The following is a 25,554-nucleotide window of genomic DNA, read 5'->3' as shown; positions in this document are numbered from 1 at the left end:
TTATTTTAAAGCATATATCCTTTCGTAATACCACGCTAGCCAAAGTGGTATTTATAATACGCTTTTTCAGAGTTTCGTATATAGGCGTAGGCATACCGTATAATTTAACGACTTTAGCGAACATCTACCAGTAACATTTTAAAACGTCAGTAAAAATTCGGGTTTTTCTTCGTTTTATGACATACAGGATGATATTGCCGCAATGACAGTCTGCGTATCAACATCTGAACGCATTTCCGAATGGCCGATAGTGGTAGGCAAAATTAAATGTAGTTTTCCACCCATCACTTTTTTATCTCGCATCATATGTGGGAGATAATCATCGGGCTTCATTTGTGACGGGCCTGTGACGGGAAGTGATGCACGTTCTAAAAGAGTGACCACCCGCTGTGTTTGTTCAGGAGTAAATTGGCCAAGTAGCTCAGCTGTTTTTGCTGCCATAACCATGCCAGCCGCGACAGCTTCACCATGTAACCAGACGCCATAGCCCATATGCGCCTCGATAGCATGGCCAAAAGTATGGCCTAAGTTCAATAGTGCACGTAACCCACTAGTTTCTTTTTCGTCTGCCGCAACGACTTGTGCTTTTAATTCACAACAACGGCGAATACAGTAAGCCATCGCTTGGTCATCAAGAGCGACGAGAGCATCGATATTATCTTCTAGCCAGCTAAAAAACTCACTATCGAGGATAATGCCATATTTAATGACCTCAGCTAAACCAGAGGCGAGTTCTCTTGGGGGAAGTGTTTTTAAACAGTTGAGATCAATCACGACAGAAGCGGGTTGATAAAATGCACCGATCATATTTTTCCCTAATGGATGATTGACGGCAGTTTTACCACCGACAGAAGAGTCCACTTGAGATAATAAGGTCGTAGGAACTTGAATAAAACGCACTCCACGCTGATAACTTGCTGCTGCGAAACCGGTTAAGTCGCCAATGACGCCCCCACCAAGAGCGATGAGGGTGGTGTCACGGTTATGGTGTTTTTCAAGTAATGCGGTAAATACATCATTCATAATGAATAATGATTTGTATTGTTCGCCATCCGGTAGAATGATGGTATCAACTTTTACACCTGAAGATTCAAGAACATGCTTTATCTTATCAAGATAAATAGGGGCAAGAGTTTCATTTGTCACGACCATTGCTCGTTGACCTGCAGTTAATGGCCAAAATGCATCCGTTTGTTGATATAAGCCGGGTGCAATATTGATTGGATAACTACGTTCGTCTAGAGTGACGGTGACTTTTTCCATCTTGCTTTACCTTAAGTTCATTTTTGAAAATAACACCATGAATAATTAGTTTTTTTCTAATAGTTCAATGATTTGGCTGGCAACAACTTTAGCGCTTTGTTCATCAGTATGAATGGTAATATCAGCAATTTCTTCATACATCGGATTACGTTCGTCAGCCAGTTTCTCAAGAACTTCACGTGCAGGTTCGTCAACTTGTAGTAGTGGACGTTTTTTGTCACGCTGTGTACGAGATAATTGTTTCTCAATTGTGGTCTCAAGATAAACAACGACACCGCGAGCGGATAAGCGATTACGGGTCTCTTTGGACTTAACAGAGCCACCGCCTGTTGCTAAAACAATGCCTTGTTTCTCTGTAAGCTCATTGATGATTTTTTCTTCGCGATCGCGAAAGCCTTCTTCACCTTCAAGGTCGAATACCCAGCCTACATCTGCGCCAGTGCGTTTTTCTATCTCGTGATCAGAGTCGAAAAACTCCATATTAAGCTGTTGAGCCAACTGACGGCCAATAGTACTTTTGCCAGCACCCATTGGTCCAACCAGAAAGATATTGCGTTTCTCTGCCATGTTTTTTGGTATTACTACGATTATTCGTTAATGATTACCCGCCCCGCCAATCAGATTAGCGGCGGGACCTAAACTGAAACCTCATAAGTGATGATGTGAGATCAGATAAGAAAATTATCTCAATACATCAACCTGAATTGCAACTATATAAATATGGCACTAAGCAAGCAAAGTGCCATATTTAAAATTGCAGGTTTCTATATTTGAGCCGTCTATGTTGTCTAATACCTTGTTTATCATGGTTTTTAACAGTTTTTAGCTATTGGTATCAGCAAGTTATTTCTGTTAAGTGTAGAGCAACATTAATTGTGGCTGTTTTATAAGCGACTGACAGCTTGTTCTTTAATCTACGGATAGTTAGAACACTCAATGGATAACCTTGTATGCTAAAACGACGTCAGCGTCAAATTTATCCGGTAGGTTTATGGCATAAAAAATATTTTTTTTTGTCATCTTTGACTTATTGCTTATTCAACTATTTGAAGTATATGCGTTATTTTTTCTATATTAAATATTGATAAGTTTTGGTGTTATAAAAACGATAAGGACACGTTTATCTATATGCTCTGCCGTATTTGTGAATAATGTACCTAGAAAAGGAATGTGAGATAAAAAAGGTAACCCCGTCTCTGTTTTTTCTTGTTTTTGCTGAAAAATTCCCCCAAGGATAAGTGTTTCATTATTTTTGATAGTGACGGTCGTTGCGATTTCTTGCTTATTGATGGCCAAGTGATGATGTTGACTGCTAGTGAGTGCAGTATCAGGCGAGTTATGACTAATTTTTAGATTTAACTCAACTTTTTCATCACGCACAATAGCGGGAGTGACATCCATCCCGAGTACAGCATCTTTAAATTGTACGTGCGTTTTCTTTTCATTACTGGTGACGTAGGGGATCTCTGTACCTTGCTGAATACTTGCGGGTTGTTGGTGTGAAGCAACTAAACGAGGACTCGCAATAATAGAAAGCAAATTTTCTTTTTCTAATGCTTTAAGTTTCATTTCAAGTAAACCCTCTCCAAGGCTAAGAACATTGAAGGAAAATTGCCCGGATATTGAAGAGTAACGGTTGTAACGATGTAAATGATTAGCGCTCAGGTTTCCCCCTGCCATCATTCCCCATTCTAAACCCAATTCTTGTAATGCAGTTCGGCTGCTACTAATGATATGTGCGGTGATTTGCACTTGTTTATTTGGCATATCTTTATGTTTTATCCATTCATCAATCAGTGCTAATCGGTCTGGATCATCTTTAATAATGAGGCTGTTTGTCGTGATATCGTGATGGATAGATGCATTTTTTGATAATAACGACGTATCAGGGTGTTCTAATAGGAGACGAACCTCTTGAACATTGATTGAGACTAATTTAAATATTTTTTCGGCTTGTGGTGTTTTACTTGGCGCTATCGGCGCTATTGTAATCTCCGAAGTGGGCTGATTTTCTATTACTAAAGGTGGGGTAAGTGGTGCAAAGGGATCTCTAATTTCTTCGGCAGAGACTAAAAATGAAGATAAAAAGAGGAGTCCTCCAATAATTATCATGTGAATGTTAGTTAGTGAGCTATTCATTATGGTTATCATCCTTGATAGCAAGAGTGTTGTTGAAAAAAGAAAATGAGATGGTGGTAACAATAACTCCTTGTTTTAAATTTATTTTTATGTCATGAAAATGCCATCTCTGAGTTTGAGGAGGAGTAAGAAGTTGCTCTATAACGTAATAAATAGCAGCAAAATTGCCTTGGAACTCCATAAAATAGGTATTGATATCTATGGGTTGCAATTGATTAAGTGTGACTGAAGAACGGGAAAGTAAAGTATTTAACTGTGTAAGTAATTCAAGAGGGGCTTCGTTAGTATCAACTGATTGTTTTAACAATTGAGCCTGCTTTTCTAGCTGTTGCAACGAAGGTGAGTGGCGGAGAGTTTTTGTTTCTTTTGCAATTGCTTCAGTTAAACTCAGGTTCTCAGTGGCTAATCCCATGATCTGATTTTGGTTTTCTTTCCAGTATAAAAAATACCCAGCAGTGATACAAAGAGCCATGAAGAAGCAAACCGGTAGCGTTTGTTGCCAAAAAGGGCGATACCAAAAAGAATGTGTAGATTCACTCATCGAACTCCCCTTGGTATTTAGCAGTTAGGTGTAAACGATTTAATTGATTCATTCGGCTGATTTTTTTCAATTGAATATCGCTCAAACCAGGGTGTTTTTTAAGCTGTAAGCTGAGTGAATTGATATCTTGAAAATCATAACTGTTAGCTTTGATCTCTATTTTGTTATCCATTAACTGTAGATTTGTGAGCCAACTTTTGGGCGGTGTTATAGTCGACAGATTTTGTAATAGCCTAAGTAAAAATTGATTATTTTCCATGATGCTATCTATCTGTCTTTTTTTGTTCATCAAACGGTTATTCTGTGCTTGTTGAGCCGTGATTTGTAATGTTAATTGCTGTATCTGTTCGTATTGCAGTTGGCTATTATGCTTTCTGTTTTTTAGGTCATTTATTTCAATTTGTTGAAATAAAAGTAAAAAAATACAAGCTATAATTACTGAACAGCAAACCACAAAACAAAAGAGTAAAAACTCTCGTATCTTCTTTTTTATTTGCTGTTGGCGCCAAGGAAGAAAATTAACTTGGTATAGTTCCATCAGTTAAATATCTCCATGACGTAAAGCAAGGCCGGCGGCAATCACAAAATCCCCCAATAATTGCGGTAATTTAATATTATGCTTTTGAAAAGCTTGACGTAATTCCCAATGATGAGCAACCTTAGCGGTGTGATGAATATGTTGATGATCTGTAATCAGGTAGATAGGCGAAGTAGGGGGAGTATCATCTCGATCAAGAAAGGGCAGCAAGTGGGAAAGTGTCGGTATGTCGGTATCTTGTAAATGGTTGTAATTCGCTGGTTGGCTAGTTGGCCCTGACCAAAGCCATTCACCTTGTCGGTAATGAATAACCCAACATTCATCGGGTAAACCCGCATTTCTTGCCACATAACGTAAAGCTATGGGGGCGACATCAATAGCAAGTAGGTTAAACCCGCTTTCTGTAAATAGATTTTGCCAAAAGGTAATATCTGACTGGCGAGCCCCATTAAAATAAACTTGTTGTTTGATGACGCGATAGTCGATAACCAGCTCTTGGGCGTGCATAGAAAAACGCTTTTCAGCTTGAGATTGTAAGTACCACCCTAATTCCGGTTGTGGCAATTTGATTTCACTGGGTAATGAAATTTGTTGTTTTATTGTACGAACGGCAGGTAATGCGAAGGATACTGAACACTTTTTAGGTAATTTCTGACGCCATTGTAATAAAATATCCAGTAAAATTTCATACTGCTGATGGCTAGAATTATCCGTTAATTCGAATGGTAATTGCTGCTGCCAACATTCACATAAATGCCAGTATTGTCTGCGCCGCTTTGCAGCGACTAGCTGGATTCTATCTCGATATAGGTCGATCCCAATGTTCCATTTTGATGTATACATAGTTAATTTCCTTATCATTAACAAATAAATTACGTTTTCTATTGTGCTGTATAAGCTTTATACTGTGTGTTAGTGATATCTAAACCCTCTTGTTAGCCGAGCATGGGAATTTTCCGGTGAAGTTCGTAAAATACTTTTTTATTCTTGTTTTCTGTTGCATTTTTTTGGGAACCGCCTCGATTTATGGCATGTATAAATATGTCGAAGGTGAGTTACCTGATGTCGCAACAATGAAAGACATTCGTCTGCAAATTCCAATGCAGGTATACAGTGCGGATAACGAATTGATTGCCCAATATGGGGAAAAACGTCGTATTCCTTTACCGCTGGCAGAAATTCCTCCTTTAATGATAAAAGCGTTTATTGCAACTGAAGATAGCCGTTTTTATGATCACCACGGGATTGACCCTATTGGTATTTTCCGTGCTGTTACTGTCATGGCATCATCTGGTCATGCTTCTCAGGGGGCCAGTACGATTACTCAGCAGCTCGCGAGAAACTTTTACTTAAGTCCTGAAAAAACCTTGATGCGTAAAGTTAAAGAGGCTTTTTTAGCTATTCGCATTGAGCAGCTTTTTACTAAAGATGAAATTATGGAGCTGTACCTGAATAAAATTTATTTAGGTAACCGTGCTTATGGCGTCGGGGCGGCTGCGTACGTTTATTTTGGTAAGACAGTAGATGAGTTGACGCTTAGTGAAATCGCGATGATTGCGGGTTTGCCAAAAGCGCCTTCTACATTTAACCCGCTGTATTCTTATGACCGTGCGGTAAGTCGTCGTAATGTGGTTCTTTCTCGTATGTTTGAGGAGAAATACATTACTCAAGACCAGTATGAACAAGCAAAAAATGAAAAAATAGTTGCTTCATATCATGCGCCGAAAATCGATTTTTCTGCGCCGTATTTAGCTGAAATGGCGCGTCAAACCTTGTTTGATAAATATGGTGAAGATGCCTATACCGATGGGTATAAAGTTTACACTACGGTGATCCGCAAAGATCAGGAAGCAGCAACAACTGCAGTTCGTAATAATTTGATCGACTACGATACTCGCCATGGTTATCGCGGTCCTGCCGAGGTTTTATGGAAACAGAATGAAACGGCTTGGACAGCAGAGCAGATTGTTGAAAAATTGAAGAAAATGCCTGTTTATGGGCCATTAATGCCTGCCGTCGTAACATCTGCAACGGCTTCAGAAGCACAAGTGATGTTAGCTGATGGCTCGCAAATCCCAATTACGATGACCGGGGTGCGTTGGGCACGTAAATTTATTTCAGATACTCAGCAAGGCGCCACGCCAAGAGCCGTAAATGCAGTGATGCAAGTGGGTGAGCAAATTTGGGTTCGAAAAGTTAAAGATAACTGGTGGTTAGGGCAAGTGCCTGATGTAAATGCTGCCTTTGTTGCTTTGAATCCGAATGACGGTGCAATTATTGCGCTTGTTGGTGGGTTTGACTTCAATATGAGTGAGTTTAACCGGGTTACTCAATCATTACGCCAAGTTGGTTCGAATATTAAACCTTTCTTGTATACCGCTGCGATGGATAAAGGCCTGACATTATCATCATTACTTAATGATGTGCCGATTAGCCGTTGGGATGCGGGCGCAGGTTCTGATTGGCGTCCTAAGAATTCACCACCTCGATATGATGGGCCTATTCGTTTGCGTCAAGGTTTAGGCCAATCAAAAAACGTTGTGATGGTTCGCGCAATGAGAGCCATGGGTGTGGACTACGCCGCTGATTATTTGACTCGCTTTGGTTTCCCAGCGGAAAATATTAACCGTACAGAGGCGTTAGCGCTAGGTGCGCCATCATTTACACCAATGCAAATGGTTCGTGGATATGCCGTCATGGTCAATGGTGGGTATTTGATTGACCCATACTACATTTCGAAGATCGAAAATCATAATGATGAGGTTATTTTCGAAGCTAATCCTAAAATAGCATGCCCTGATTGTACGAATATTCCTGTGATTTATGGGGATACTGAACGCACTATTGCGAGTAAAGGTATAGATGATGAATCTACCGAAGAAGTGACGCAATCGGATGATAATACCGTCATACAAGAGCCAACAATGGAATTAACAACGGCATCTAACCTAGACGGGAACGCCGGTGATCAATATGCACCTCATGTGATTAATACCCCACTCGCATTCTTAATTAGGGATGCGATGATGACTAATATCTATGGCGAGCCTGGTTGGTCTGGTACAGGTTGGCGTGCAGCGAGAGACTTAGGTGGCCGGCGTGATATTGGTGGAAAAACAGGAACAACGAATAGTTCGAAGGATGCTTGGTTCTCTGGCTATGGTCCAGATGTTGTGGCTTCAGCATGGATAGGTTTCGATGACAATAGGCGCACACTAGGTCGTGGTGAAGCGGGTGCTAAAAGTGCACAGCCTATGTGGGATGACTTTATGAAGTCTATTTTGGATGGAGTGCCTGTGAAAACAATGAAGCCACCTAAAGGGGTTATTTCTGTATCCATTGATAGCCGGACAGGTAAGTTAGGTTCTTCCCGTCGTGAGTATTTTATTGAAGGAACAGAACCGAAAGAACATGCAGTACAAGAGGTAGGCACGACAATTTCTACGGAAGGTGGGGCTAGCCAAGAGCTATTTTAAAATTATTGTTGGCTAAACTCTCTCAATTAGCACCCCATTGTTGATTTAAAACATGGGGTGTTTTCTATAGAGACATTTAATATATCAGGCGATTATGTGCCAATATTAATAATTGTTTATGGAAATCACATACAGCTGATACAATAATAAGTGTTTTTACTTACTACTTTTTAAGTAACGTTCTAGATAGAAAAGTGCGCTAATATTCCGAGCTTCGTTGAAATCAGGGTGTTCCAGTAATTCCATCATTCGAGATATTGGCCATAGCTCTTGTTGTAGTGGTTCTGGCTCATCTCCTTCGAGTTTTTCGCTGTATAAGTCTTGAGCGATAAGAATGTTCATTTTACTTGAGAAGTATGATGGTGACATCGTAAGTTTGGCGAGCTGAACAATGTGATTAGCGCCATAACCTATTTCTTCTTTGAGTTCACGTTGGGCTGCTTCAATGGCGATTTCGCCGGGGTCGATAGCACCTTTGGGAAAGCCTAATTCATAGCTTTCAATCCCGACAGCGTATTCGCGAATGAGGATGAGGTTATCACCCATGATAGGAACAATAAGAACCGCTTCACGTTTTGCGGGCCGCATTCTTTCATAGACTCGTTTTTCGCCATTACTAAATTCGAGATCAACTGATTGAATGCTGAATAATTTTGATTGAGCAACATCTTGAATATTCAAGATTTTTGGTTTTTTTAACTCTGTCATAACGATTTCCGAACAGGATGAGTGAAATCTATTGCTAAAAGCATATTTCATTGATTTACGAGACGCGTTGTACTTAGTACTGCCCGTATTTTGAAATCACCGTACAACTATGACCTATATCAAAATAAAATGATAGATATTATCGAGTCGATAAAATGCTGTTAGTATAATCGTCGTTCAAAAATAGCACGGATGAATAAATAAAAAAATTTTTTACAAGATGTTGTAATTTAAAATAAAAATCCTAAATAGAATAGGAATTGGCTTATTTTTAGAAAGCCTGATGGTTGATATGCTTTTCTTATTCATTTTTCATTGGGGAAACAATGCTGAACCATGTCATTATAACGGCTATAATTGTTATTAGCCTGACTATAATGGCTTCCTTCCTATATTTTAGGCGGGGGCGGCGTTCTGGCGTCTATCAAATACCCTCTGTAGCGTCACCATCATTTAGAAAAATGATTGATTCAGATTACCAAACCATCTCTCAGTATTTAAATTATTGCTCTGCTGTATCAATAAATTCTTCTCAACATCCATGGCAAATCAAAAAAAATTCAACAATAGCAACAATTTGCCATTCATTAACGCGTTTTAATTTGCGCCAAGAGCAGGGAAATAGCTGGCGTTATTTTATTGATACCATTGAAGTTCAGCTCCCTTCACAGCTTGAACCGTTTTTGCAGCGCCAAAATGTCATGGAGATAGTCGAAACAGATCATTTACCATTGATTATTTCAATGAATAGTCACTCATTGAAAGATTTTAGTAGTGAATGGCAAACTGGCGTGCCACTCGATTCAATATTGCCTGATGCTGCAATTCAAGAACGTGGCCAACATAGCATTGAACGATTAAAAGTGCGTAAAGAGACGATAGAAGAGCATAGATTACACCATTCTACGGGCTGGCTTGGCGCTGCGATCATTTGCCTGAGTTTTTTATTTGGTTATTTAACCCTCGTTTCAATCCCGTTATTACAGGAATCGGGGTTAGTGATTTCAATGATTACGTTTGTCATTGGGTTACTTGTTCTTTTTCGCTCTAGGATGTTTCCTCGAAAATACCAAGATATTCAATGTATTCATGGTCAGCCAAAGCGTTGGGAACTTTATGGAGAGCTTGATAAAAAATACTCAACAAATACCTCTATTGCGGGGATTGATTTGCATTACCCCAGTCATTGGGGAAATTATTTAAAATACGAAGAAAACCAAGCCGTTAATATTGATTTTTATGCAACGGGTGAGGTAGTTAGACACGGTAAATACCTTTCGTTGCATGAAGAAGAACGTTATTACCCATATAAACGGTTCAAGAAGAATGTATTGATGTTAGTTGGGGCATTATTAACGATGTCTCTGATATTTGCATATCAACCGATGGGGCTGCCGATAAAACTGGGTTTTGCTTGGTTAGGTGGTACAGAGAAAATCACGGTTGAAAACCCTAATGATCTCGTTGCTCGTCAGCTTAAAGTTGGGGATACATTAGTTGCCCAAGGTAAAGGGATGTGTTACCGCCCACCGAATTTGAATAAAGAAAACCAAGCTCAATTTGTACCGTTTGATTGCTCTGGTATTTATTGGAATGATGTTAGTTTACTGACTGAACCTCAATCAGAGGTTGTCGAACGTTCAATATCATTGCTTGATACTGTCAAAAGCCAATTACATCCAGACAAAAACTCAGTCGGGGTTAATCCAAGGTTACAGCGCGATATTATGAAATCTGGGATGAATATCATCTTTGATTTTTCGGCTATTATTATGGGAACAGAACAACTGTGCCATAATTCGGATAACTGCTTAAAATTAAAAAATGCACTGACTAACTTAGGAAGTACAGAGGATTGGCCTACATTAGTAAAGAAAGCATCCACAGGAAAATTAAAAGGGGCTCATGTTTTATTGCGTGCGGGTAGCGCAGAGGCCTTGGAAAACATCGTGGAAGACACCATATATGATTTTATCAGGACAGAAATAGACAGAGAAGTGCGTAAAATTAATAGTCCACCTCCTGGAGGTGTTTTATTAATTAGTGATGAAAATAAGCCTTTAGTCGATTCGATACCGGGAGCTTCTTTTAATGAGTTATCGCCATTACAGCGTTGGCAAGAATTGCAAAGGTTATCAAATCTTCTAATCAATACACCGTTCAATATTGAAGGGGTCATTACGAGTTTATCAGTAGATGCTAATGGCACATTGCAAATTGTGTTGCATGAAGAGCCCAATGCAAAAGTGGTATCTCAGTATATACGTAGTGCGATTTTTATCCTGTTTTTGTTAGTGTGTGCTTTGTTAAATGGTTCGTTGATTGTGCTACGTGTTTTGAATAATAAGAAGCGTTTGCGTAATATCACAGAATATTATGATAAATGCTTTGAGGCTAATCCCCCTTCCTATCGTCGATAGTATCATCCCGAAAATAGAGGGAGCCTCTTCTTAGTTTGATTCAGACTTATGTTGAGGAGGCACCATGAATCAATCCACTATAGAATCTGTTCGCCTTGATAAATGGCTGTGGGCTGCGCGATTTTATAAAACGCGTGCAGTCGCCCGTGAAATGATTGAAGGCGGTAAAGTTCATTATAATGGGCAAAGAACTAAGCCCGGGAAGATTGTTGAGCTACACGGAATCGTTAAGCTTCGGCAAGGTAATGATGAACGGACGGTTGAAATCATGCAAATTAGCAGCCAGCGCAAAGGCGCACCGGAAGCACAGTTGCTGTACTGTGAAACCGTAGAAAGTATTGAACAACGAGAGAAAATGGCACAAGTGCGTAAGATGAATGCACTTACGATGCCGCATCCAGAGCGACGTCCAGATAAGAAAGAACGGCGTACTCTATTAAAGTTTAAACAAACAAATTCTCATGAGTCGTCTTGATGACGGCCTGAGTAACAGACCGAGCAATAGAGAGATATTATGGCAAACCAAGACTTACTCCACCGTTTTTTATTTGAGCAACATTCCGTTCGTGGGGAAATGATCAGTGTTGATGAAACCTTTGAACATATTTTAGAAAACCATGACTACCCAACAGCGGTGAAAGGTTTGTTAGGTGAGTTACTTGTTGCTACCAGTTTATTGACGGCAACGTTGAAGTTTGATGGTGATATTACTGTCCAAATTCAAGGGGATGGGCCGGTTAATCTGGCGGTTATCAACGGTAATAATTTACAACAGATGCGTGGTGTTGCACGTGTAGATGGCCCTGTTGTGGCTGGTAGCACTCTGAAGCAGATGATTGGTAATGGTTTTATGGTGATTACCATCACACCGAATCAAGGTGAACGTTATCAAGGAATTGTGGCGATCGAAGGGGATTCTATTGAAGAAAGCATTGATGCCTATTTCCGCCAGTCAGAGCAATTGCCAACTCGTTTATTCATTCGTGTGGGTGAAGTAGATGGGAAACCAAGTGCAGGTGGCATGTTGTTGCAAGTTTTACCAGCGGCAAATGAAACAAGCCATGATTTCTTTGACCACTTAGTGCAACTGACAGCCACAATTAAAGGCCAAGAGCTGAGCACATTGGATGTGAAAGAGGTTTTACATCGTCTTTATCATGAAGAAGATGTCACGTTATATGACCCACAATCTGTCGAGTTTCGTTGTACTTGTTCAAGGGAGCGTTGCGAAAGTACATTAGCGACGTTACCGAAGGAAGATGTTATCGATATTTTACACAAAGATGGAAAAATTGATATGGAGTGTGAATTTTGTGGCTCACATTACGTATTTATTGAATCCGATCTTCAAGGGTTAAATAATGAGCTAAATCAGCAACTTCACTGATACGATTTAGCAACCTAATTATGTGACAAGGGTGCAATTCTGCACCCTTTTTTTATAATTTTAAAGCATTATTACGTGCTCTAAGTCTCATTATGAATTAAAAAAAATTATACATTTTCAATTCTTTGATAGCAATCGCTGTTAATTAGTCGTAAAGAATTATGATCATCCGCAGATTAATTATGTTTACCAGGAGCAATATAATGAGCGCTAAAAGCATTACCCTGAAGGAACTTGAAAAGTACGGTATTCATGATGTAGCTGAAGTGGTTTATAACCCAAGTTACGAGCTATTATTCACGGAAGAAACTAAGCCAGGACTTGAAGGTTATGAGCGTGGAACAGTAACCACTTTAGGTGCGGTTGCGGTTGATACAGGTATCTTTACTGGTCGTTCACCAAAAGATAAATATATTGTACGTGATGACGTGACTCGCGATACAGTTTGGTGGGCAGACCAAGGTAAAGGTAAAAACGACAACAAACCGATGTCACAAGAAGTTTGGGCGGATCTCAAACATTTAGTGACTGAACAACTGTCTGGTAAACGTTTGTTTATCATTGATGCATTCTGTGGTGCGAACGCCGACACTCGTCTAAAAGTACGTTTCATCACTGAAGTTGCATGGCAGGCGCATTTCGTTAAAAACATGTTCATTCGCCCATCAGATGAAGAGCTAGTGGGCTTCGAACCTGATTTCATCGTCATGAACGGCGCGAAATGTACTAACCCGAATTGGGAAGCACAAGGTTTGAATTCAGAAAACTTTGTTGCGTTCAACTTAACAGAGCGCATGCAACTGATCGGTGGCTCTTGGTATGGTGGCGAAATGAAGAAAGGTATGTTCTCTATGATGAACTACCTGCTGCCATTAAAAGGCATTGCATCTATGCACTGTTCTGCTAACGTCGGCGAAAAAGGCGATGTCGCCATTTTCTTTGGTTTATCTGGAACAGGTAAAACCACACTTTCTACCGATCCAAAACGTAAGTTAATTGGTGACGATGAACACGGTTGGGATGATGACGGCGTATTCAACTTTGAAGGCGGTTGCTACGCAAAAACGATCAACTTATCTAAAGAAGCTGAGCCAGACATCTATGGCGCTATCAAACGTGATGCGTTATTGGAAAACGTGATGGTGTTGGCAGATGGTACTGTTGATTTCAATGATGGTTCAAAAACGGAAAATACCCGTGTTTCTTATCCAATCTACCACATTGACAACATTGTAAAACCTGTTTCTAAAGCGGGCCATGCAACAAAAGTTATCTTCTTAACCGCAGATGCATTTGGTGTGTTGCCACCTGTTTCTCGTTTAACGCCTGAACAAACGCAGTACCACTTCCTATCAGGCTTTACCGCGAAATTAGCAGGGACAGAGCGTGGTGTGACGGAACCGACTCCGACATTCTCTGCATGTTTTGGCGCTGCATTCTTATCATTGCACCCAACACAATACGCTGAAGTATTAGTTAAACGTATGGAAGCGGCTGGCGCGAAAGCTTACTTAGTGAATACAGGCTGGAACGGTACAGGCAAACGTATCTCCATCAAAGATACTCGTGCCATCATCGATGCTATTTTAAGTGGTGATATCGAAAAAGCGGACATGATTAAACTGCCTGTGTTCGATTTAGAAGTCCCAACAGCATTACCGGGTGTGGATACCAATATCCTTGACCCACGTAATACTTATGCAGACAAAGCGCAGTGGGATGAAAAAGCGCAAGACTTAGCAGAACGTTTCGTGAATAACTTTGATAAGTACACGGACACGCCAGCAGGTGCTGCACTGGTGAAAGCCGGGCCAAAACTGTAATTAGTTTTGTGAATCAATAAATAATAAAGGCTCTACCAATGTAGAGCCTTTTTTGTTGTGAAAATGATTATTCTGCGGATGGTAAGTCAAACAACAGGATTTCACTATCTTCACTTGCTTTGATGGTGAGTGCTGTTTCTTGCCAAATAGCTAAACCATCGCTGGTGGTTGCTTTTTGGCCATTGATTTCCACATTCCCTTTGACGACTTGAATCCATACAACTCGCTTATCAGCGACCGCATGAGTGTGTGTTTCATTTGCAGGTAATGCCCAGCGCCACAGTTCCATATCTTGATAAACTTTTAATGAGCCATCACGTGCATCCGGTGATAGCACCAATTGCTTGCCATCTTTGGAATCGAACCGTTTTTGCTCATAACGTGGCTCAATACCCGTTCTCTCAGGAATGATCCAAATTTGGTACAGGTGTAGCTCTTCTTCATTGCTTGGGTTGTATTCAGAATGACGAATACCCGTACCTGCACTCATAATTTGGAATTCACCCGCAGGGATTTGCTCCATATTGCCCATGCTGTCTTTATGTTCGACAGTCCCATTGAGCACATAGGTCAATATTTCCATATCTTTATGGGGGTGGGTTCCAAACCCTTGGCCCGCAGCAATAAAGTCTTCGTTAATCACTCTCAGTGCAGAAAAGCCCATAAATTGCTCATCATAGTAGCTAGAGAATGAAAAAGTATGCCAACTGTCGAGCCATCCATGGTTTGCATGACCACGTTCGTTTGCTTTGCGTAAATAAATCATCGTGTTCTCTCCTGTACGGATTTCAACCTTGGTTGAACTCGCTCTAAATGTGTTGATGACAGTTTAACCAATTTATACGCAGAGAAAAGTAGCTCCCATTAACCATAGGATTCAAAAAATTTGAATAAGATACGCGGTGATTGCAGAAAATTGTGGTGTGGATAAAAAAATAGCCAGCGCAAGGCTGGCTAAAGTAAACACTGGAAGCAATGTGAGCAATGTCGTACCCCCTGCAAAAGGGTGACTAAGTAACCCTATCGAGGAAGTGATGATAATGATAATAGTTATCACTATCGTTTGTAAAGCATTATTTTTAACCAAAATAATATATCTTATAATTAAAACTGCAATTATATGATTTATATGAAATTAAATATTAACCATTATTTTTCAATGGATTAAGATTTTCTGGGCATCAATACAGGAGGATACTCCTAACAGAACAATTCCGTTAAGCGTCGAGTTAAGACTGAGTATGTTTCCAGTCTTTTTCCTATTATTCAGTGAAAGGGAGAGGCAAGCTTTCCGCACATGCAGCCGCGGAACTCCATGCCCATTGAAAATTATAACCTCCGAGCCAGCCAGTTACATCCATCACCTCACCAATAAAGTACAGGCCAGACACTTTAAGCGATTGCATGGTTTTAGACGATATTTCGTGAGTATCAACGCCACCTAATGTTACTTCAGCTGTGCGGTACCCTTCCGTTCCATTAGGTTGTACCTGCCATTGGTGTAATGTGGTGTGCAACGCTTCAATTTGAGGATGGTTAAGCTGTTTTAGCGCACATTCAGGGATTTGCCCTTGAGCTTGTAATATCTCAATTAGCCGTTTAGGTAGTATTTTTGCTAAGGTATTTTTCAACGATTGATTTGGGTGCTGGTGTTTCTCTGAAGCGATAAAATCATTTACGGCAATATCGGGAAGTAAGTTAATACTTACGTACTCACCAGGGTTCCAGTAGCTGGATATTTGCAAAATGGCTGGACCAGAAAGCCCCCGATGGGTGAATAAAATATTTTCTTTAAATACGGTGCCATTTGCTGCTGTTACCGTTGCAGGGACAGAGATGCCTGAAAGTACCTGCAATGTTTCTAAAAGGGGTTTATGTAAAGTGAAGGGCACCAGTGCTGCTCGTGTTGGAATAATAGTATGCCCAAACTGTTCCGCAAGGCGATAGCCAAAGGGGGTTGCACCTAAACCAGGCATCGATAAGCCGCCGGTTGCAACGACAAGTGAGTGGGTACTTACTTGAGAGCCGTTAATCGTGACTAAAAAACCATCATCTATTTTGTCAACGGCAGTGACCTCACTACGTAACTTAATAGTGATATTAGGTAGGTTACACTCACTTTGCAGCATATCGACGATATCTTGTGCGCTATTATCACAAAAAAGCTGCCCTAAGGTTTTTTCATGATAAGGGATATTATATTTAGCGACTAAGGCAATAAAATCCCACTGTGTATAGCGAGCAAGTGCTGACTTACAAAAGTGCGGGTTCGTAGAAATGTAATTACTGTGCTCTGTATACATATTAGTGAAATTGCAGCGTCCGCCACCGGACATCAATATTTTCCTGCCTAATTTTTTCCCGTTATCAACCACTAGCGTTTTCAAACCGCGTTTGCCAGAGTGTGAGGCACAAAATAAACCTGCTGCGCCAGCACCTAAAATAATAACGTCGAAATTTTTCACAATAAGTGTCTCTATATATGTTTGATTTTAAGCATAATTACATTGATAACTGGGATATTTTACGTCATCTCATCGAGATTGTAATGTAAAGCTTTGAGGAAGAACTGATGAAAACTATACAGGACGTATTATAATTAGAGAAATTCGTCTAAAAAAAGCAAACAACGATTATTTTCTGGAAATATCGTTAAAAAGTTTCAAAAATTCAGAATAAGTTTGATTGCTGCAATTCATTGAAATATATGGGGTAATTGCTATGAGGTGCTTTTTTGATGGGTAGTTAAATCAAAAAAAGGTTAGATTTTGCTTCCACCGCCAGCGTTTGTCACTGATAATGCGCCGCGTTCATGTCCAACATATAATGGCTTAACGTCTATGCTACATCTTTTTACAGGTTTAGAATTTCATACAGGTCTATTATTAGTTCTGGCACTGTTGTTTGTGCTGATCTATGAGGCTATAAATGGCTTCCATGACACCGCTAACGCGGTAGCAACGGTTATTTATACCAGAGCAATGCGGGCTCAGTTCGCAGTTGTCATGGCAGGGGTTTTTAACTTTTTTGGTGTCTTGCTGGGAGGGTTGAGCGTTGCATATGCCATTGTCCATCTCTTACCAACAGACCTCTTGCTTAATGTGAGCTCAGCTCACGGCCTTGCAATGGTTTTCTCATTGCTCTTGGCTGCAATTATTTGGAACCTTGGAACTTGGTACTTAGGTATTCCTGCTTCCAGTTCACACACACTTATCGGGGCGATAATCGGGGTGGGTTTAACCAACGCGATTGTGACTGATTCGTCTGTCGTTGATGCCTTGAATATACCGAAAATGATCAGTATTTTCATGTCATTAATTTTGTCTCCCGCTATCGGTTTTGTGATTGCCGGTTTGATGATTTTCTTTTTGCGCCGTTATTGGAGTGGCACAAAGAAACGTCGTCGTATTCACTTAACACCTGCGGAACGTGAGAAAAAAGATGGTAAGCGTAAGCCGCCATTCTGGACCCGTACTGCATTGATTTTGTCAGCAGTTGGGGTGAGTTTCTCCCATGGTGCGAACGATGGTCAGAAAGGCATCGGTCTTATCATGCTGGTGCTAATTGGTGTTGCTCCAGCAGGTTTCGTTATGAATATGAATTCTAACGGTTATGACATCGCAAAAACACATGATGCGGTTGTCCACCTGCAACAATACTATGAAACACATAAACCAGCGTTAAACCATGCAATAGAAAATGCCCCGACCGTTGCAGAAAGTAGTGATGAACCCGGTGGTGAATTCCATTGTGATAGCACACGTACTGGCGCTATTTTAAATCAAGCGCAAACGATGCTTGATGGCATTCAAAGTTATGAAGAGCTGACGCCAGACCAACGTAACCACGCACGCCGTTTGCTGATGTGTATCTCTGATACTGCGAATGCGGTTGCAAAATTACCAGAAACCAGTTCCAAAGATGCCAGCTTACTGAAAAAACTCAGTAATGATTTGCTGTATACCGTTGAATATGCACCATTGTGGATCATTATTGCGGTTGCTTTAGCATTATCATTAGGCACCATGTTTGGTTGGCAGCGTGTTGCTGTGACCATTGGTGAGAAAATTGGTAAGAAAGGTATGACTTATGCGCAAGGTGTATCTGCTCAGGTAACTGCGGCAGTCTCTATCGGTGTGGCAAGTTATACTGGTATGCCAGTTTCAACAACGCAGGTTTTATCTTCTGCAGTGGCGGGTACGATGGTTGTCGATGGTGGTGGTGTACAAACAAAAACCATTAAAAGCATTGCGCTAGCATGGTTATTAACTTTACCGGTGTCCATTGTGTTATCCGGCGGTTTATACTGGCTATCGCTGTTGTTTATCTAGTCGCGCTAATTTTGGCTTCATACATGAGTATGGAGCCTTTAACAGTTACATGAACACAGTAATCTACATATACAAAATAGTGATGATCGAAAGGCCATCACTATTTTTTCATTAGAAAGTTACGATCATAGTTAACCTGTTATCAATAAATACGCTAAACTCACGATAACAAGTATGCTGAGCCTGCTTATCATCATGAATTGCTTACGGATTCGCTCACAACGCAAAATAACTTCAGGGTCATAATGTTCAAGGTATTGTTTGTTATTTATGTATCGAACTAACCGGAGTTGTTTGTTTAGCTGGCCGTGTGTAGTAAAAAAACCATTACCATCAACGGATTGATAAAGCAGAGGGTCTGAATCCCTTAAAATAGACAATAGAACACGAACGGAAGAAAAGTACCGCATCATATTTAAGATGCACAAAATGCATAATGCCCAAAACAATGCAATCATACTGAACATAATCCTCTCCTTAGAACCTAGCTCAAGCTCACAGCAATTGTCGCAAAGGAAATACAGCAGAAAAATTATACTTATACTCAGTTATTTTATTGTAGGATAAATTATTGTTTAAAAAAAGTGCAATTAGCGCAAATTTGTGATGACCTTTTGTTTATATTGAAGAAAATAAACCTGAGTTACTGAACTTTAATATCACAGTTTGCTGGGCAACTTTGTTGTTTTACTAAGCTAAAGAGTCTCCATAACTCGAATTTTTTAGGGCAATATATTAAAATTGAATGAATGATGTTATTGTTTTATAAAATGTTATATGAAGTGATGATTTTAAGGTTAATCTGCTTAGATGTGATCAAAGCAACACTTAATAATCACAATTAGCAGGTATAGTATTCATAAAGATGTGGTGAAGGCATAACCACCAGATAATCAGCATTCGGAAGGAGTTTACTTATGGCTTACAAACATATTCTCGTTGCGGTAGATTTATCACCTGAAAGTAAAGTATTACTGGATAAGGCTGTCTCTATGGCAAAACCTTACGGGGCCAAAGTATCTATGATCCATGTTGATGTTAACTATTCAGACCTCTATACCGGTCTTATTGATGTCAATCTTGGTGACATGCAGCAACGTATTACTGATGAAACGCGTAATGCTCTGAAAGATTTGTCTGCAGGTGCAGGTTATGAAATTCAAGAAACACTCAGCGGTAGTGGTGATCTAGGCCAAGTACTGGTCGATGCCATCAAAAAATACAATATGGATTTAGTGGTCTGTGGGCACCACCAAGATTTCTGGAGCAAGCTGATGTCGTCTGCTCGCCAACTAATCAATACAGTCCATGTGGATATGTTGATTGTGCCACTAAATGATGATGAAGAATAATCCATATCACGCTGTTTGAAATATTATTCACTAAAAACGCTTGCTTATGCAGGCGTTTTTTTTGTTTCAAAATATGTATTTTGAGGTAGTTATTGGCAGGTCAAGCAATTTATTTTGCTATAGAGTGAAAAAAAACCTTGAATTTAGAATACAAACTAATGATATATTCAATAGGCAAACGCAAATCAACCTCACATTTCCTAAAAATAATGATAAGAAAGAGTGAGGCACATCACAACAACTACATGTTAAAAAGGAAGACATAGATGACACAATCACTATCTTCGTTCTTGGAGTCTGTCCAAAAAAGAGACCCTTCTCAACCTGAATTTTTACAAGCGGTACGTGAAGTATTCACTTCCCTTTGGCCGTTCTTAGAGCAAAATGCGAAGTATCGTGACCAAGCATTACTTGAGCGTTTTGTTGAACCTGAACGTGTGATTCAATTTCGAGTGTGTTGGGTAGACGACCAAGGTAAAGTTCAAGTCAACCGTGCATGGCGTGTACAATTTAGCTCTGCAATCGGCCCATTCAAGGGTGGTATGCGTTTTCATCCATCTGTGAATTTATCCATTCTGAAATTCTTAGGTTTTGAACAAACACTGAAAAATGCCCTGACCACATTGCCAATGGGTGGTGGTAAAGGTGGCTCTGACTTTGATCCTAAAGGTAAAAGCCATGGCGAAGTGATGCGTTTTTGCCAAGCATTGATGACAGAACTTTATCGCCATATTGGTTCTAATACTGACGTCCCTGCGGGGGATATTGGTGTGGGTGGACGTGAAGTGGGCTTTATGACAGGTATGATGAAAAAACTGTCTAATGACACTTCTTGTGTATTCACCGGTAAAGGATTGTCTTTTGGTGGTAGTTTAATTCGCCCTGAAGCAACCGGTTACGGTTTGGTTTATTTCACAAATGCAATGCTAAAACGCCATGGCCTAGGCTTTGAAGGGATGCGTGTAGCAGTTTCCGGTTCAGGTAACGTTGCACAGTACACCATTGAAAAATGTATGGAGCTTGGCGCTAAAGTGGTTACAGCTTCTGATTCAAGTGGTACTGTGGTTGATGAAGACGGTTTTACAACAGAAAAACTTGCACGTTTGGAAGAAATCAAAAACAACTATGGTCGTATTGAAGAATATGCAAAAGAGTTTGGCTTAACTTACTTAGCGGGCCAGCAACCATGGAATGTGTCTGTCGATATTGCTTTGCCATGTGCCACACAAAATGAGCTGGATGTTGATGCAGCAAAAGTGTTAATCAAAAATGGTGTTAAAGCGGTCGCTGAAGGGGCTAATATGCCAACGACGATCCCTGCAACCGAACTGTTCCTTGAAGCGGGAGTGCTGTTTGCTCCAGGTAAAGCGGCTAATGCAGGTGGTGTGGCAACGTCAGGTCTTGAAATGGCTCAAAATGCGGCTCGTCTAGGCTGGAAAGCAGAAAAAGTTGACGCTCGTCTACACCATATCATGTTGGATATTCACCAGCACTGTGTGGAATTCGGTGGCGAAGAGAAACAAACAAACTATGTTCAAGGTGCTAATATCGCGGGCTTTGTAAAAGTCGCTGATGCAATGCTTGGGCAGGGTGTGTTGTAATTCTCTGACCTCAAAACGTACGCGAAAGGGCGGCTGTATCATACTGATAAATTCACCTGTACATACGCCCTTCGCCGTTACGTTTATTCGTTATTTTTAATGCATGGATAGATATCAAACCGATGGTTTTTAGTGGTAATCGCTGATGGCGCTTTTTGTCCCGCAAGGGGCTCTGCATAGTCAGGGCGCTTAACAACGACTCTACGTTTAGCCAAAGCAATCGCAGGGGCTAATAATGAATCTGCATCATCATCTGCTCCCACCAATGACTGAAATACTCGCATTTCCTTCTTCACTAAAGCACTTTTTTGCCGATGAGGGTACATCGGGTCGAGATAGATAACATCAGGCGCGTGGGTTATTTCACTCAGAGCGGTAATACTGGATGCATGGATCAATGACATTCGCTCTTGTAACCATGGGCCAATTTCTGCATCTTGATAGCCCCGTTGTAAGCCATCGTCTAATAGGGCAGCAACCACAGGGTGACGTTCCAACATGCGGACATGGCAACCGAGAGCGGCGAGAACAAAGGCATCACGCCCTAGGCCAGCAGTGGCATCAACCACATCGGGAATATAATCTTTTTTGATTCCCACAGCTTTGGCGACCGCTTCACCACGACCCCCTCCAAATTTACGGCGATGGGCCATAGCCCCAGAGACGAAGTCGACAAAAATTCCCCCTAATTTAGGTTCATCTAGCTTACGCAGTTGTAAATTTTCAGGCGTAAGCACGACAGCCATAACGGCATCAGGGGTATGAGAAAGCTGCCATTTTTCAGAAAGTTGAGAGAGCGTGCCGGGATCGGCACCCTCTTCACAGATCAACTGGATCGCAATGTCATTAGCCATGGATACCATAGCTCTTTAACATCGCATCGAGTTCTGGTTTGCGGCCACGGAAGCGTTCAAACAGTGCCATTGGCTCTTCAGAACCCCCACGACTTAGGATATTGTCGAGGAAGGACTGACCCGTTTGACGATTAAAGATACCTTCTTCACTGAAGCGTGAGTATGCATCTGCCGCGAGTACATCTGCCCACAAGTAGCTGTAATAACCTGCGGCGTATCCCCCCGCAAAGATATGGCTAAAGGCATGTGGGAAGCGCGACCATTTTGGTGAAGGAGCCACTGCGACTTTATCTTTAATTGCATATAACGTTGGCATGACTTGCGCCCCTTTTGCTGGGTCATATTCAGCGTGTAAGGTGAAGTCAAATAGACCAAATTCCAACTGACGCAGAACAAACATAGCTGACTGGTAATTCTTCGCCGCTAACATGCTATTGAGCATTTCTGTTGGTAATGGTTCGCCTGTTTCATAATGGCCAGAAATAAATTCGAGGGCTTCGGGCTCCCAGCACCAGTTTTCCATAAATTGGCTTGGTAGTTCGACGGCATCCCATGGCACACCGTTAATCCCTGCAACATCTGCAACATCAATTTGCGTTAACATATGATGTAAACCATGACCAAATTCGTGGAATAAGGTAGTGACCTCATTATGGGTAAACAGGGCGGGTTTATCACCGAGTGGCTTATTGAAGTTACAAGTTAAGTAAGCGACAGGGTTTTGTAGTGAGCCATCTTTATGCACCATACGACCCACACAATCGTCCATCCAAGCCCCACCACGTTTATGTTCGCGGGCGTAGAGGTCAAGGTAGAAACTACCGCGCAGAGTGTTGGTATCGTCATAGAGTTCGAAGAAACGTACATCTTTATGCCATGTTTCGACGTCATTGCGCTCTTTAGCGGTTAAACCATAGATACGATGAACAACCTCGAATAACCCATTCAGGACGCGCTGTTCAGGGAAATAAGGGCGTAACTGCTCATCATTTAATGAGAATTTATGCTGTTTTTGTTTTTCGCTGTAATAGGCTAAATCCCATGATTCAAGCGTATCGACACCATAATGCTCTTTAGCAAAAGCGGTCAGTTCAGCCAGTTCATTTTCCCCTTGCTGATGAGCTCGGTCGGCTAAATCATTGAGGAAATTCAGCACTTGCTCTGGCGATTCGGCCATTTTGGTCGCTAGGGATTTTTCTGCGTAGTTTTTAAAACCTAATAATTGCGCTAGTTCGTGGCGTAAAGCCATCAGTTCATCAATTAATTCGCTGTTATCCCATTTACCTGCATTTGGGCCTTGGTCAGACGCACGGGTGCTATATGCATGGCTCATCTCACGACGTAATTCTGCGTTGTCAGCATAGGTCATAACAGGTAAATAGCTTGGCATATCAAGAGTGAGTAAGTAGCCTTCTTCACCTTTTGATTCAGCCATGGCTTTTGCTGCAGCAATTGCACTTTCTGGCATACCCGCTAATTCATTTTCGTCTTTAATGAGCTTACTCCAACCCATGGTAGCATCAAGAACGTTATTGCTAAATTTAGACGCTATTTCCGACAAACGTGCGACGATTTCACCGTAACGTTGCTGTTTTTCAGCGGGTAAGCCAATGCCGGATAATTCAAAATCACGTAAGGTATTTTCGATGGATTTACGTTGAGCTTGGCTAAGGGAATTAAATTCAGCCCCTTCTTTTAATGACTTATATGCTTGATATAAAGGCTCATGTTGCCCCATCCAAGTACTGAATTCAGACAATAACGGCAAGCATTTTTCATACTCTTCGCGCAGTTCTGGGCTGTTTTTCACAGAGTGCAAATGACTAACTGGCGACCAAACACGAGAAAGCTTATCGCTGGCTTCTTCTAAAGGTTGGCACAGGTTGTCCCAAGTGTATTGATCCGTTGCACTCAGCAGGTTTTCTACAGTTTGGCGATATTCATTGAGTACATGTTGGACTGCGGGGAAAACATCCGCAGGCTCTATAGTAGAAAAGCGGGGTAGTGCGGAATCGGCTAATAATGAATTTGTCATAAAACATCCTGTGATTGCAGGCTTGTGCTCGTAGGCCAAGGCTTACTGTATTGACAATAAAAGTTAAATGGCGAACTTATACCCAAATAGGGTTAATGTTATGGATCATATAACCAGTACGCCATAGCGAATATAAGAAAGTATATGGGGGCAGATGTACAAACCTCAATATCAATCTAACGTTTTTTCTTATTAACACTTATCAATAAATGGGTTTTTTGTTGGCTTTTATCAATAAAGGCAATAGTTGTAGTTTCAATGCTTTGGAAAATAATGAATTCAGTCTATAATCACTTTCCAATCTATAGAGGAAGATCGTCGTCTCCGGTGAGGCGGCTGGATTTCAAATCCAGTTGGGGCTGCCAGCAGTCCCGGGCAGGTTCGACTCCTGTGATCTTCCGCCACTCAAGTTCAACATACCTCCATTGAAGTCAATTAAACCCTTTAAATTCAACATATAAAAGCAAATCATAGTCAACTCAGTTCAACTGGAATTACCCCACATCAACCAGGGCTTACGGAGGTTTTGTTATGGCTCTGAGTGATATAAAAATTAAAACGGCAAAGCCGCTAGATAAGCCCTACAAATTTTCTGATTCAGGTGGGTTATATCTGATAGTTAATCGCAATGGTTCTAAATATTGGAGAATGAAGTATCGCTTTGCAGGCAAAGAAAAAATGCTTTCTATTGGTGTTTAACCTTGCTCAGTATATAGATGGGCGCAGGGAAATGATGCAGTGGTATGCAGATTACATGGATGAGTTAGAGCACAATTCAAACTAAATAATATCATTTAGCTACCTTTACGAATATTCGTAAAGGTGGTTATTACCTAGACTTTATTTTTTATTCTGAGTGCTAATATTAAGCTATCCCCCTTCAACGATAGTGCCTATTTTTTTACATGAAGGGCAATAGACAGAGTCGCCCACACAAGCGACGTCTTGAGTTTGTTTGGCGAGAGAAGAAGCCTGAGGTTTTTTACTCCTGGTATTCGTCGTATCATTTTTAAAAATAATTTTACGGGCCTTCACTGTGCTACGTATACTCCCCTCTTATCCAATTTCATGAAATCCAAAGTATTC

General features: G+C 40.8%; 20 protein-coding genes, 1 tRNA gene and 2 pseudogenes. 10 read left to right on the top strand and 13 right to left on the bottom strand.

The genetic code is table 11. The features are described 5' to 3' along the window. Positions 1-174: 174 nt before the first annotated feature. The 6 genes from aroB to PR725_RS14515 all read right to left on the bottom strand — a co-directional run bounded on the left by aroB (position 175) and on the right by PR725_RS14515 (position 5,324). Positions 175-1,263, bottom strand: coding sequence for a 3-dehydroquinate synthase (gene aroB / locus PR725_RS14540; protein WP_004906595.1), 1,089 nt, complete (start codon positions 1,261-1,263; stop codon positions 175-177). A 45-nt stretch (positions 1,264-1,308) separates the two neighbouring features. Further along, positions 1,309-1,830, bottom strand: a complete 522-nt coding sequence (aroK, locus tag PR725_RS14535) for a shikimate kinase AroK (protein WP_004906592.1) — start codon at positions 1,828-1,830, stop codon at positions 1,309-1,311. Between the two features lie 507 nt (positions 1,831-2,337). Next, entirely contained in the window at positions 2,338-3,402 is a 1,065-nt protein-coding gene (locus PR725_RS14530) for a transporter (protein ID WP_227024235.1), read from the bottom strand. Then, entirely contained in the window at positions 3,395-3,943 is a 549-nt protein-coding gene (locus PR725_RS14525) for a hypothetical protein (RefSeq protein WP_272569530.1), read from the bottom strand. Before PR725_RS14525 ends, PR725_RS14530 begins: the two co-directional genes overlap by 8 nt. Beyond that, positions 3,936-4,481 (bottom strand): PilN domain-containing protein, encoded by a 546-nt coding sequence (locus tag PR725_RS14520; RefSeq protein ID WP_196719952.1) that lies wholly within the window; start codon positions 4,479-4,481, stop codon positions 3,936-3,938. The genes PR725_RS14525 and PR725_RS14520 overlap by 8 nt, the downstream gene beginning before the upstream one ends. A 3-nt stretch (positions 4,482-4,484) precedes the next feature. Next, on the bottom strand, positions 4,485-5,324 hold the full coding sequence (locus PR725_RS14515) for a pilus assembly protein PilM (protein WP_109913171.1): 840 nt from the start codon (positions 5,322-5,324) through the stop codon (positions 4,485-4,487). A 116-nt stretch (positions 5,325-5,440) separates the two neighbouring features. Between PR725_RS14515 and mrcA the strand changes: the two genes are divergently transcribed. Further along, complete coding sequence (gene mrcA, locus PR725_RS14510; RefSeq protein WP_004906580.1) at positions 5,441-7,957, top strand: peptidoglycan glycosyltransferase/peptidoglycan DD-transpeptidase MrcA; 2,517 nt, start codon at positions 5,441-5,443, stop codon at positions 7,955-7,957. A 156-nt stretch (positions 7,958-8,113) separates the two neighbouring features. Here the strand turns inward: mrcA and nudE are convergent, their stop codons facing one another. After that, the gene (nudE, locus tag PR725_RS14505; protein ID WP_004906579.1) at positions 8,114-8,665 is read right to left on the bottom strand and encodes an ADP compounds hydrolase NudE; all 552 of its coding nucleotides are present in this window, start codon (positions 8,663-8,665) and stop codon (positions 8,114-8,116) included. A gap of 326 nt (positions 8,666-8,991) precedes the next feature. Here nudE and PR725_RS14500 point away from each other — a divergent pair, with 326 nt between their 5' ends. The 4 genes from PR725_RS14500 to pckA all read left to right on the top strand — a co-directional run bounded on the left by PR725_RS14500 (position 8,992) and on the right by pckA (position 14,295). Next, entirely contained in the window at positions 8,992-11,085 is a 2,094-nt protein-coding gene (locus tag PR725_RS14500) for an IgaA/UmoB family intracellular growth attenuator (RefSeq protein ID WP_210782698.1), read from the top strand. Positions 11,086-11,149: 64 nt separating this feature from the next. After that, complete coding sequence (hslR, locus tag PR725_RS14495) at positions 11,150-11,560, top strand: ribosome-associated heat shock protein Hsp15 (protein ID WP_196718880.1); 411 nt, start codon at positions 11,150-11,152, stop codon at positions 11,558-11,560. Between the two features lie 39 nt (positions 11,561-11,599). Continuing rightward, entirely contained in the window at positions 11,600-12,472 is an 873-nt protein-coding gene (hslO, locus tag PR725_RS14490; RefSeq protein ID WP_004263166.1) for an Hsp33 family molecular chaperone HslO, read from the top strand. A gap of 203 nt (positions 12,473-12,675) precedes the next feature. Next, entirely contained in the window at positions 12,676-14,295 is a 1,620-nt protein-coding gene (gene pckA, locus PR725_RS14485; RefSeq protein ID WP_004906570.1) for a phosphoenolpyruvate carboxykinase (ATP), read from the top strand. Positions 14,296-14,362: 67 nt separating this feature from the next. Here pckA and PR725_RS14480 read toward each other — a convergent pair whose 3' ends face one another. Both PR725_RS14480 and PR725_RS14475 read right to left on the bottom strand, forming a co-directional pair. Continuing rightward, positions 14,363-15,061 (bottom strand): pirin family protein, encoded by a 699-nt coding sequence (locus PR725_RS14480; protein ID WP_109913168.1) that lies wholly within the window; start codon positions 15,059-15,061, stop codon positions 14,363-14,365. A 496-nt stretch (positions 15,062-15,557) separates the two neighbouring features. Beyond that, the gene (locus PR725_RS14475; protein WP_004906564.1) at positions 15,558-16,760 is read right to left on the bottom strand and encodes an NAD(P)/FAD-dependent oxidoreductase; all 1,203 of its coding nucleotides are present in this window, start codon (positions 16,758-16,760) and stop codon (positions 15,558-15,560) included. Positions 16,761-17,135: 375 nt separating this feature from the next. Here PR725_RS14475 and pitA point away from each other — a divergent pair, with 375 nt between their 5' ends. Beyond that, positions 17,136-18,626 (top strand): inorganic phosphate transporter PitA, encoded by a 1,491-nt coding sequence (gene pitA, locus PR725_RS14470; RefSeq protein WP_004906562.1) that lies wholly within the window; start codon positions 17,136-17,138, stop codon positions 18,624-18,626. 131 nt (positions 18,627-18,757) lie between these two features. Here pitA and uspB read toward each other — a convergent pair whose 3' ends face one another. Then, positions 18,758-19,093: a universal stress protein UspB gene (gene uspB / locus PR725_RS14465; protein WP_004906561.1), complete on the bottom strand. Its 336-nt coding sequence runs from the start codon at positions 19,091-19,093 to the stop codon at positions 18,758-18,760. 450 nt (positions 19,094-19,543) lie between these two features. Between uspB and uspA the strand changes: the two genes are divergently transcribed. Beyond that, complete coding sequence (uspA, locus tag PR725_RS14460; protein ID WP_004263149.1) at positions 19,544-19,978, top strand: universal stress protein UspA; 435 nt, start codon at positions 19,544-19,546, stop codon at positions 19,976-19,978. A gap of 266 nt (positions 19,979-20,244) precedes the next feature. Continuing rightward, complete coding sequence (gene gdhA, locus PR725_RS14455) at positions 20,245-21,579, top strand: NADP-specific glutamate dehydrogenase (RefSeq protein ID WP_109913166.1); 1,335 nt, start codon at positions 20,245-20,247, stop codon at positions 21,577-21,579. A gap of 83 nt (positions 21,580-21,662) precedes the next feature. On the opposite strand, the gene rsmJ is transcribed toward gdhA, so the two are convergent. Together rsmJ and prlC are read right to left on the bottom strand one after the other, a co-directional pair. Beyond that, the gene (rsmJ, locus tag PR725_RS14450; protein WP_109913165.1) at positions 21,663-22,433 is read right to left on the bottom strand and encodes a 16S rRNA (guanine(1516)-N(2))-methyltransferase RsmJ; all 771 of its coding nucleotides are present in this window, start codon (positions 22,431-22,433) and stop codon (positions 21,663-21,665) included. Then, positions 22,426-24,468, bottom strand: coding sequence for an oligopeptidase A (prlC, locus tag PR725_RS14445; protein WP_272569526.1), 2,043 nt, complete (start codon positions 24,466-24,468; stop codon positions 22,426-22,428). The genes rsmJ and prlC overlap by 8 nt, the downstream gene beginning before the upstream one ends. A gap of 309 nt (positions 24,469-24,777) precedes the next feature. On the opposite strand from prlC, the gene PR725_RS14440 reads away from it, so the two are divergent. After that, positions 24,778-24,872: transfer RNA gene (locus tag PR725_RS14440), tRNA-Sec, on the top strand. 127 nt (positions 24,873-24,999) lie between these two features. Further along, positions 25,000-25,164, top strand: a pseudogene (locus PR725_RS14435) (Arm DNA-binding domain-containing protein); the annotation flags it as partial. A gap of 180 nt (positions 25,165-25,344) precedes the next feature. Here PR725_RS14435 and PR725_RS14430 read toward each other — a convergent pair. Beyond that, a pseudogene (locus PR725_RS14430) lies at positions 25,345-25,515 on the bottom strand (PAAR domain-containing protein); the annotation flags it as partial. Between the last annotated feature and the right edge of the window lie 39 nt (positions 25,516-25,554).

This window comes from Providencia sp. PROV255 (assembly GCF_028478065.1).
Taxonomy (GTDB): domain Bacteria; phylum Pseudomonadota; class Gammaproteobacteria; order Enterobacterales; family Enterobacteriaceae; genus Providencia; species Providencia rettgeri.
This window is presented reverse-complemented; position numbering and strand designations above follow the sequence as displayed.

Bases quoted from the DNA above. Each gene is read 5' to 3' on its own strand.
- gdhA (WP_109913166.1), top strand. From the start codon at position 20,245: ATGACACAATCACTATCTTCGTTCTTGGAGTCTGTCCAAAAAAGAGAC.
- aroB (WP_004906595.1), bottom strand. From the start codon at position 1,263: ATGGAAAAAGTCACCGTCACTCTAGACGAACGTAGTTATCCAATCAAT.
- PR725_RS14515 (WP_109913171.1), bottom strand. From the start codon at position 5,324: ATGTATACATCAAAATGGAACATTGGGATCGACCTATATCGAGATAGA.
- aroK (WP_004906592.1), bottom strand. From the start codon at position 1,830: ATGGCAGAGAAACGCAATATCTTTCTGGTTGGACCAATGGGTGCTGGC.
- PR725_RS14525 (WP_272569530.1), bottom strand. From the start codon at position 3,943: ATGAGTGAATCTACACATTCTTTTTGGTATCGCCCTTTTTGGCAACAA.
- PR725_RS14480 (WP_109913168.1), bottom strand. From the start codon at position 15,061: ATGATTTATTTACGCAAAGCAAACGAACGTGGTCATGCAAACCATGGA.
- pckA (WP_004906570.1), top strand. From the start codon at position 12,676: ATGAGCGCTAAAAGCATTACCCTGAAGGAACTTGAAAAGTACGGTATT.
- uspB (WP_004906561.1), bottom strand. From the start codon at position 19,093: ATGTTCAGTATGATTGCATTGTTTTGGGCATTATGCATTTTGTGCATC.
- hslO (WP_004263166.1), top strand. From the start codon at position 11,600: ATGGCAAACCAAGACTTACTCCACCGTTTTTTATTTGAGCAACATTCC.
- pitA (WP_004906562.1), top strand. From the start codon at position 17,136: ATGCTACATCTTTTTACAGGTTTAGAATTTCATACAGGTCTATTATTA.
- hslR (WP_196718880.1), top strand. From the start codon at position 11,150: ATGAATCAATCCACTATAGAATCTGTTCGCCTTGATAAATGGCTGTGG.
- prlC (WP_272569526.1), bottom strand. From the start codon at position 24,468: ATGACAAATTCATTATTAGCCGATTCCGCACTACCCCGCTTTTCTACT.
- PR725_RS14500 (WP_210782698.1), top strand. From the start codon at position 8,992: ATGCTGAACCATGTCATTATAACGGCTATAATTGTTATTAGCCTGACT.
- PR725_RS14530 (WP_227024235.1), bottom strand. From the start codon at position 3,402: ATGAATAGCTCACTAACTAACATTCACATGATAATTATTGGAGGACTC.
- PR725_RS14520 (WP_196719952.1), bottom strand. From the start codon at position 4,481: ATGGAACTATACCAAGTTAATTTTCTTCCTTGGCGCCAACAGCAAATA.
- uspA (WP_004263149.1), top strand. From the start codon at position 19,544: ATGGCTTACAAACATATTCTCGTTGCGGTAGATTTATCACCTGAAAGT.
- nudE (WP_004906579.1), bottom strand. From the start codon at position 8,665: ATGACAGAGTTAAAAAAACCAAAAATCTTGAATATTCAAGATGTTGCT.
- rsmJ (WP_109913165.1), bottom strand. From the start codon at position 22,433: ATGGCTAATGACATTGCGATCCAGTTGATCTGTGAAGAGGGTGCCGAT.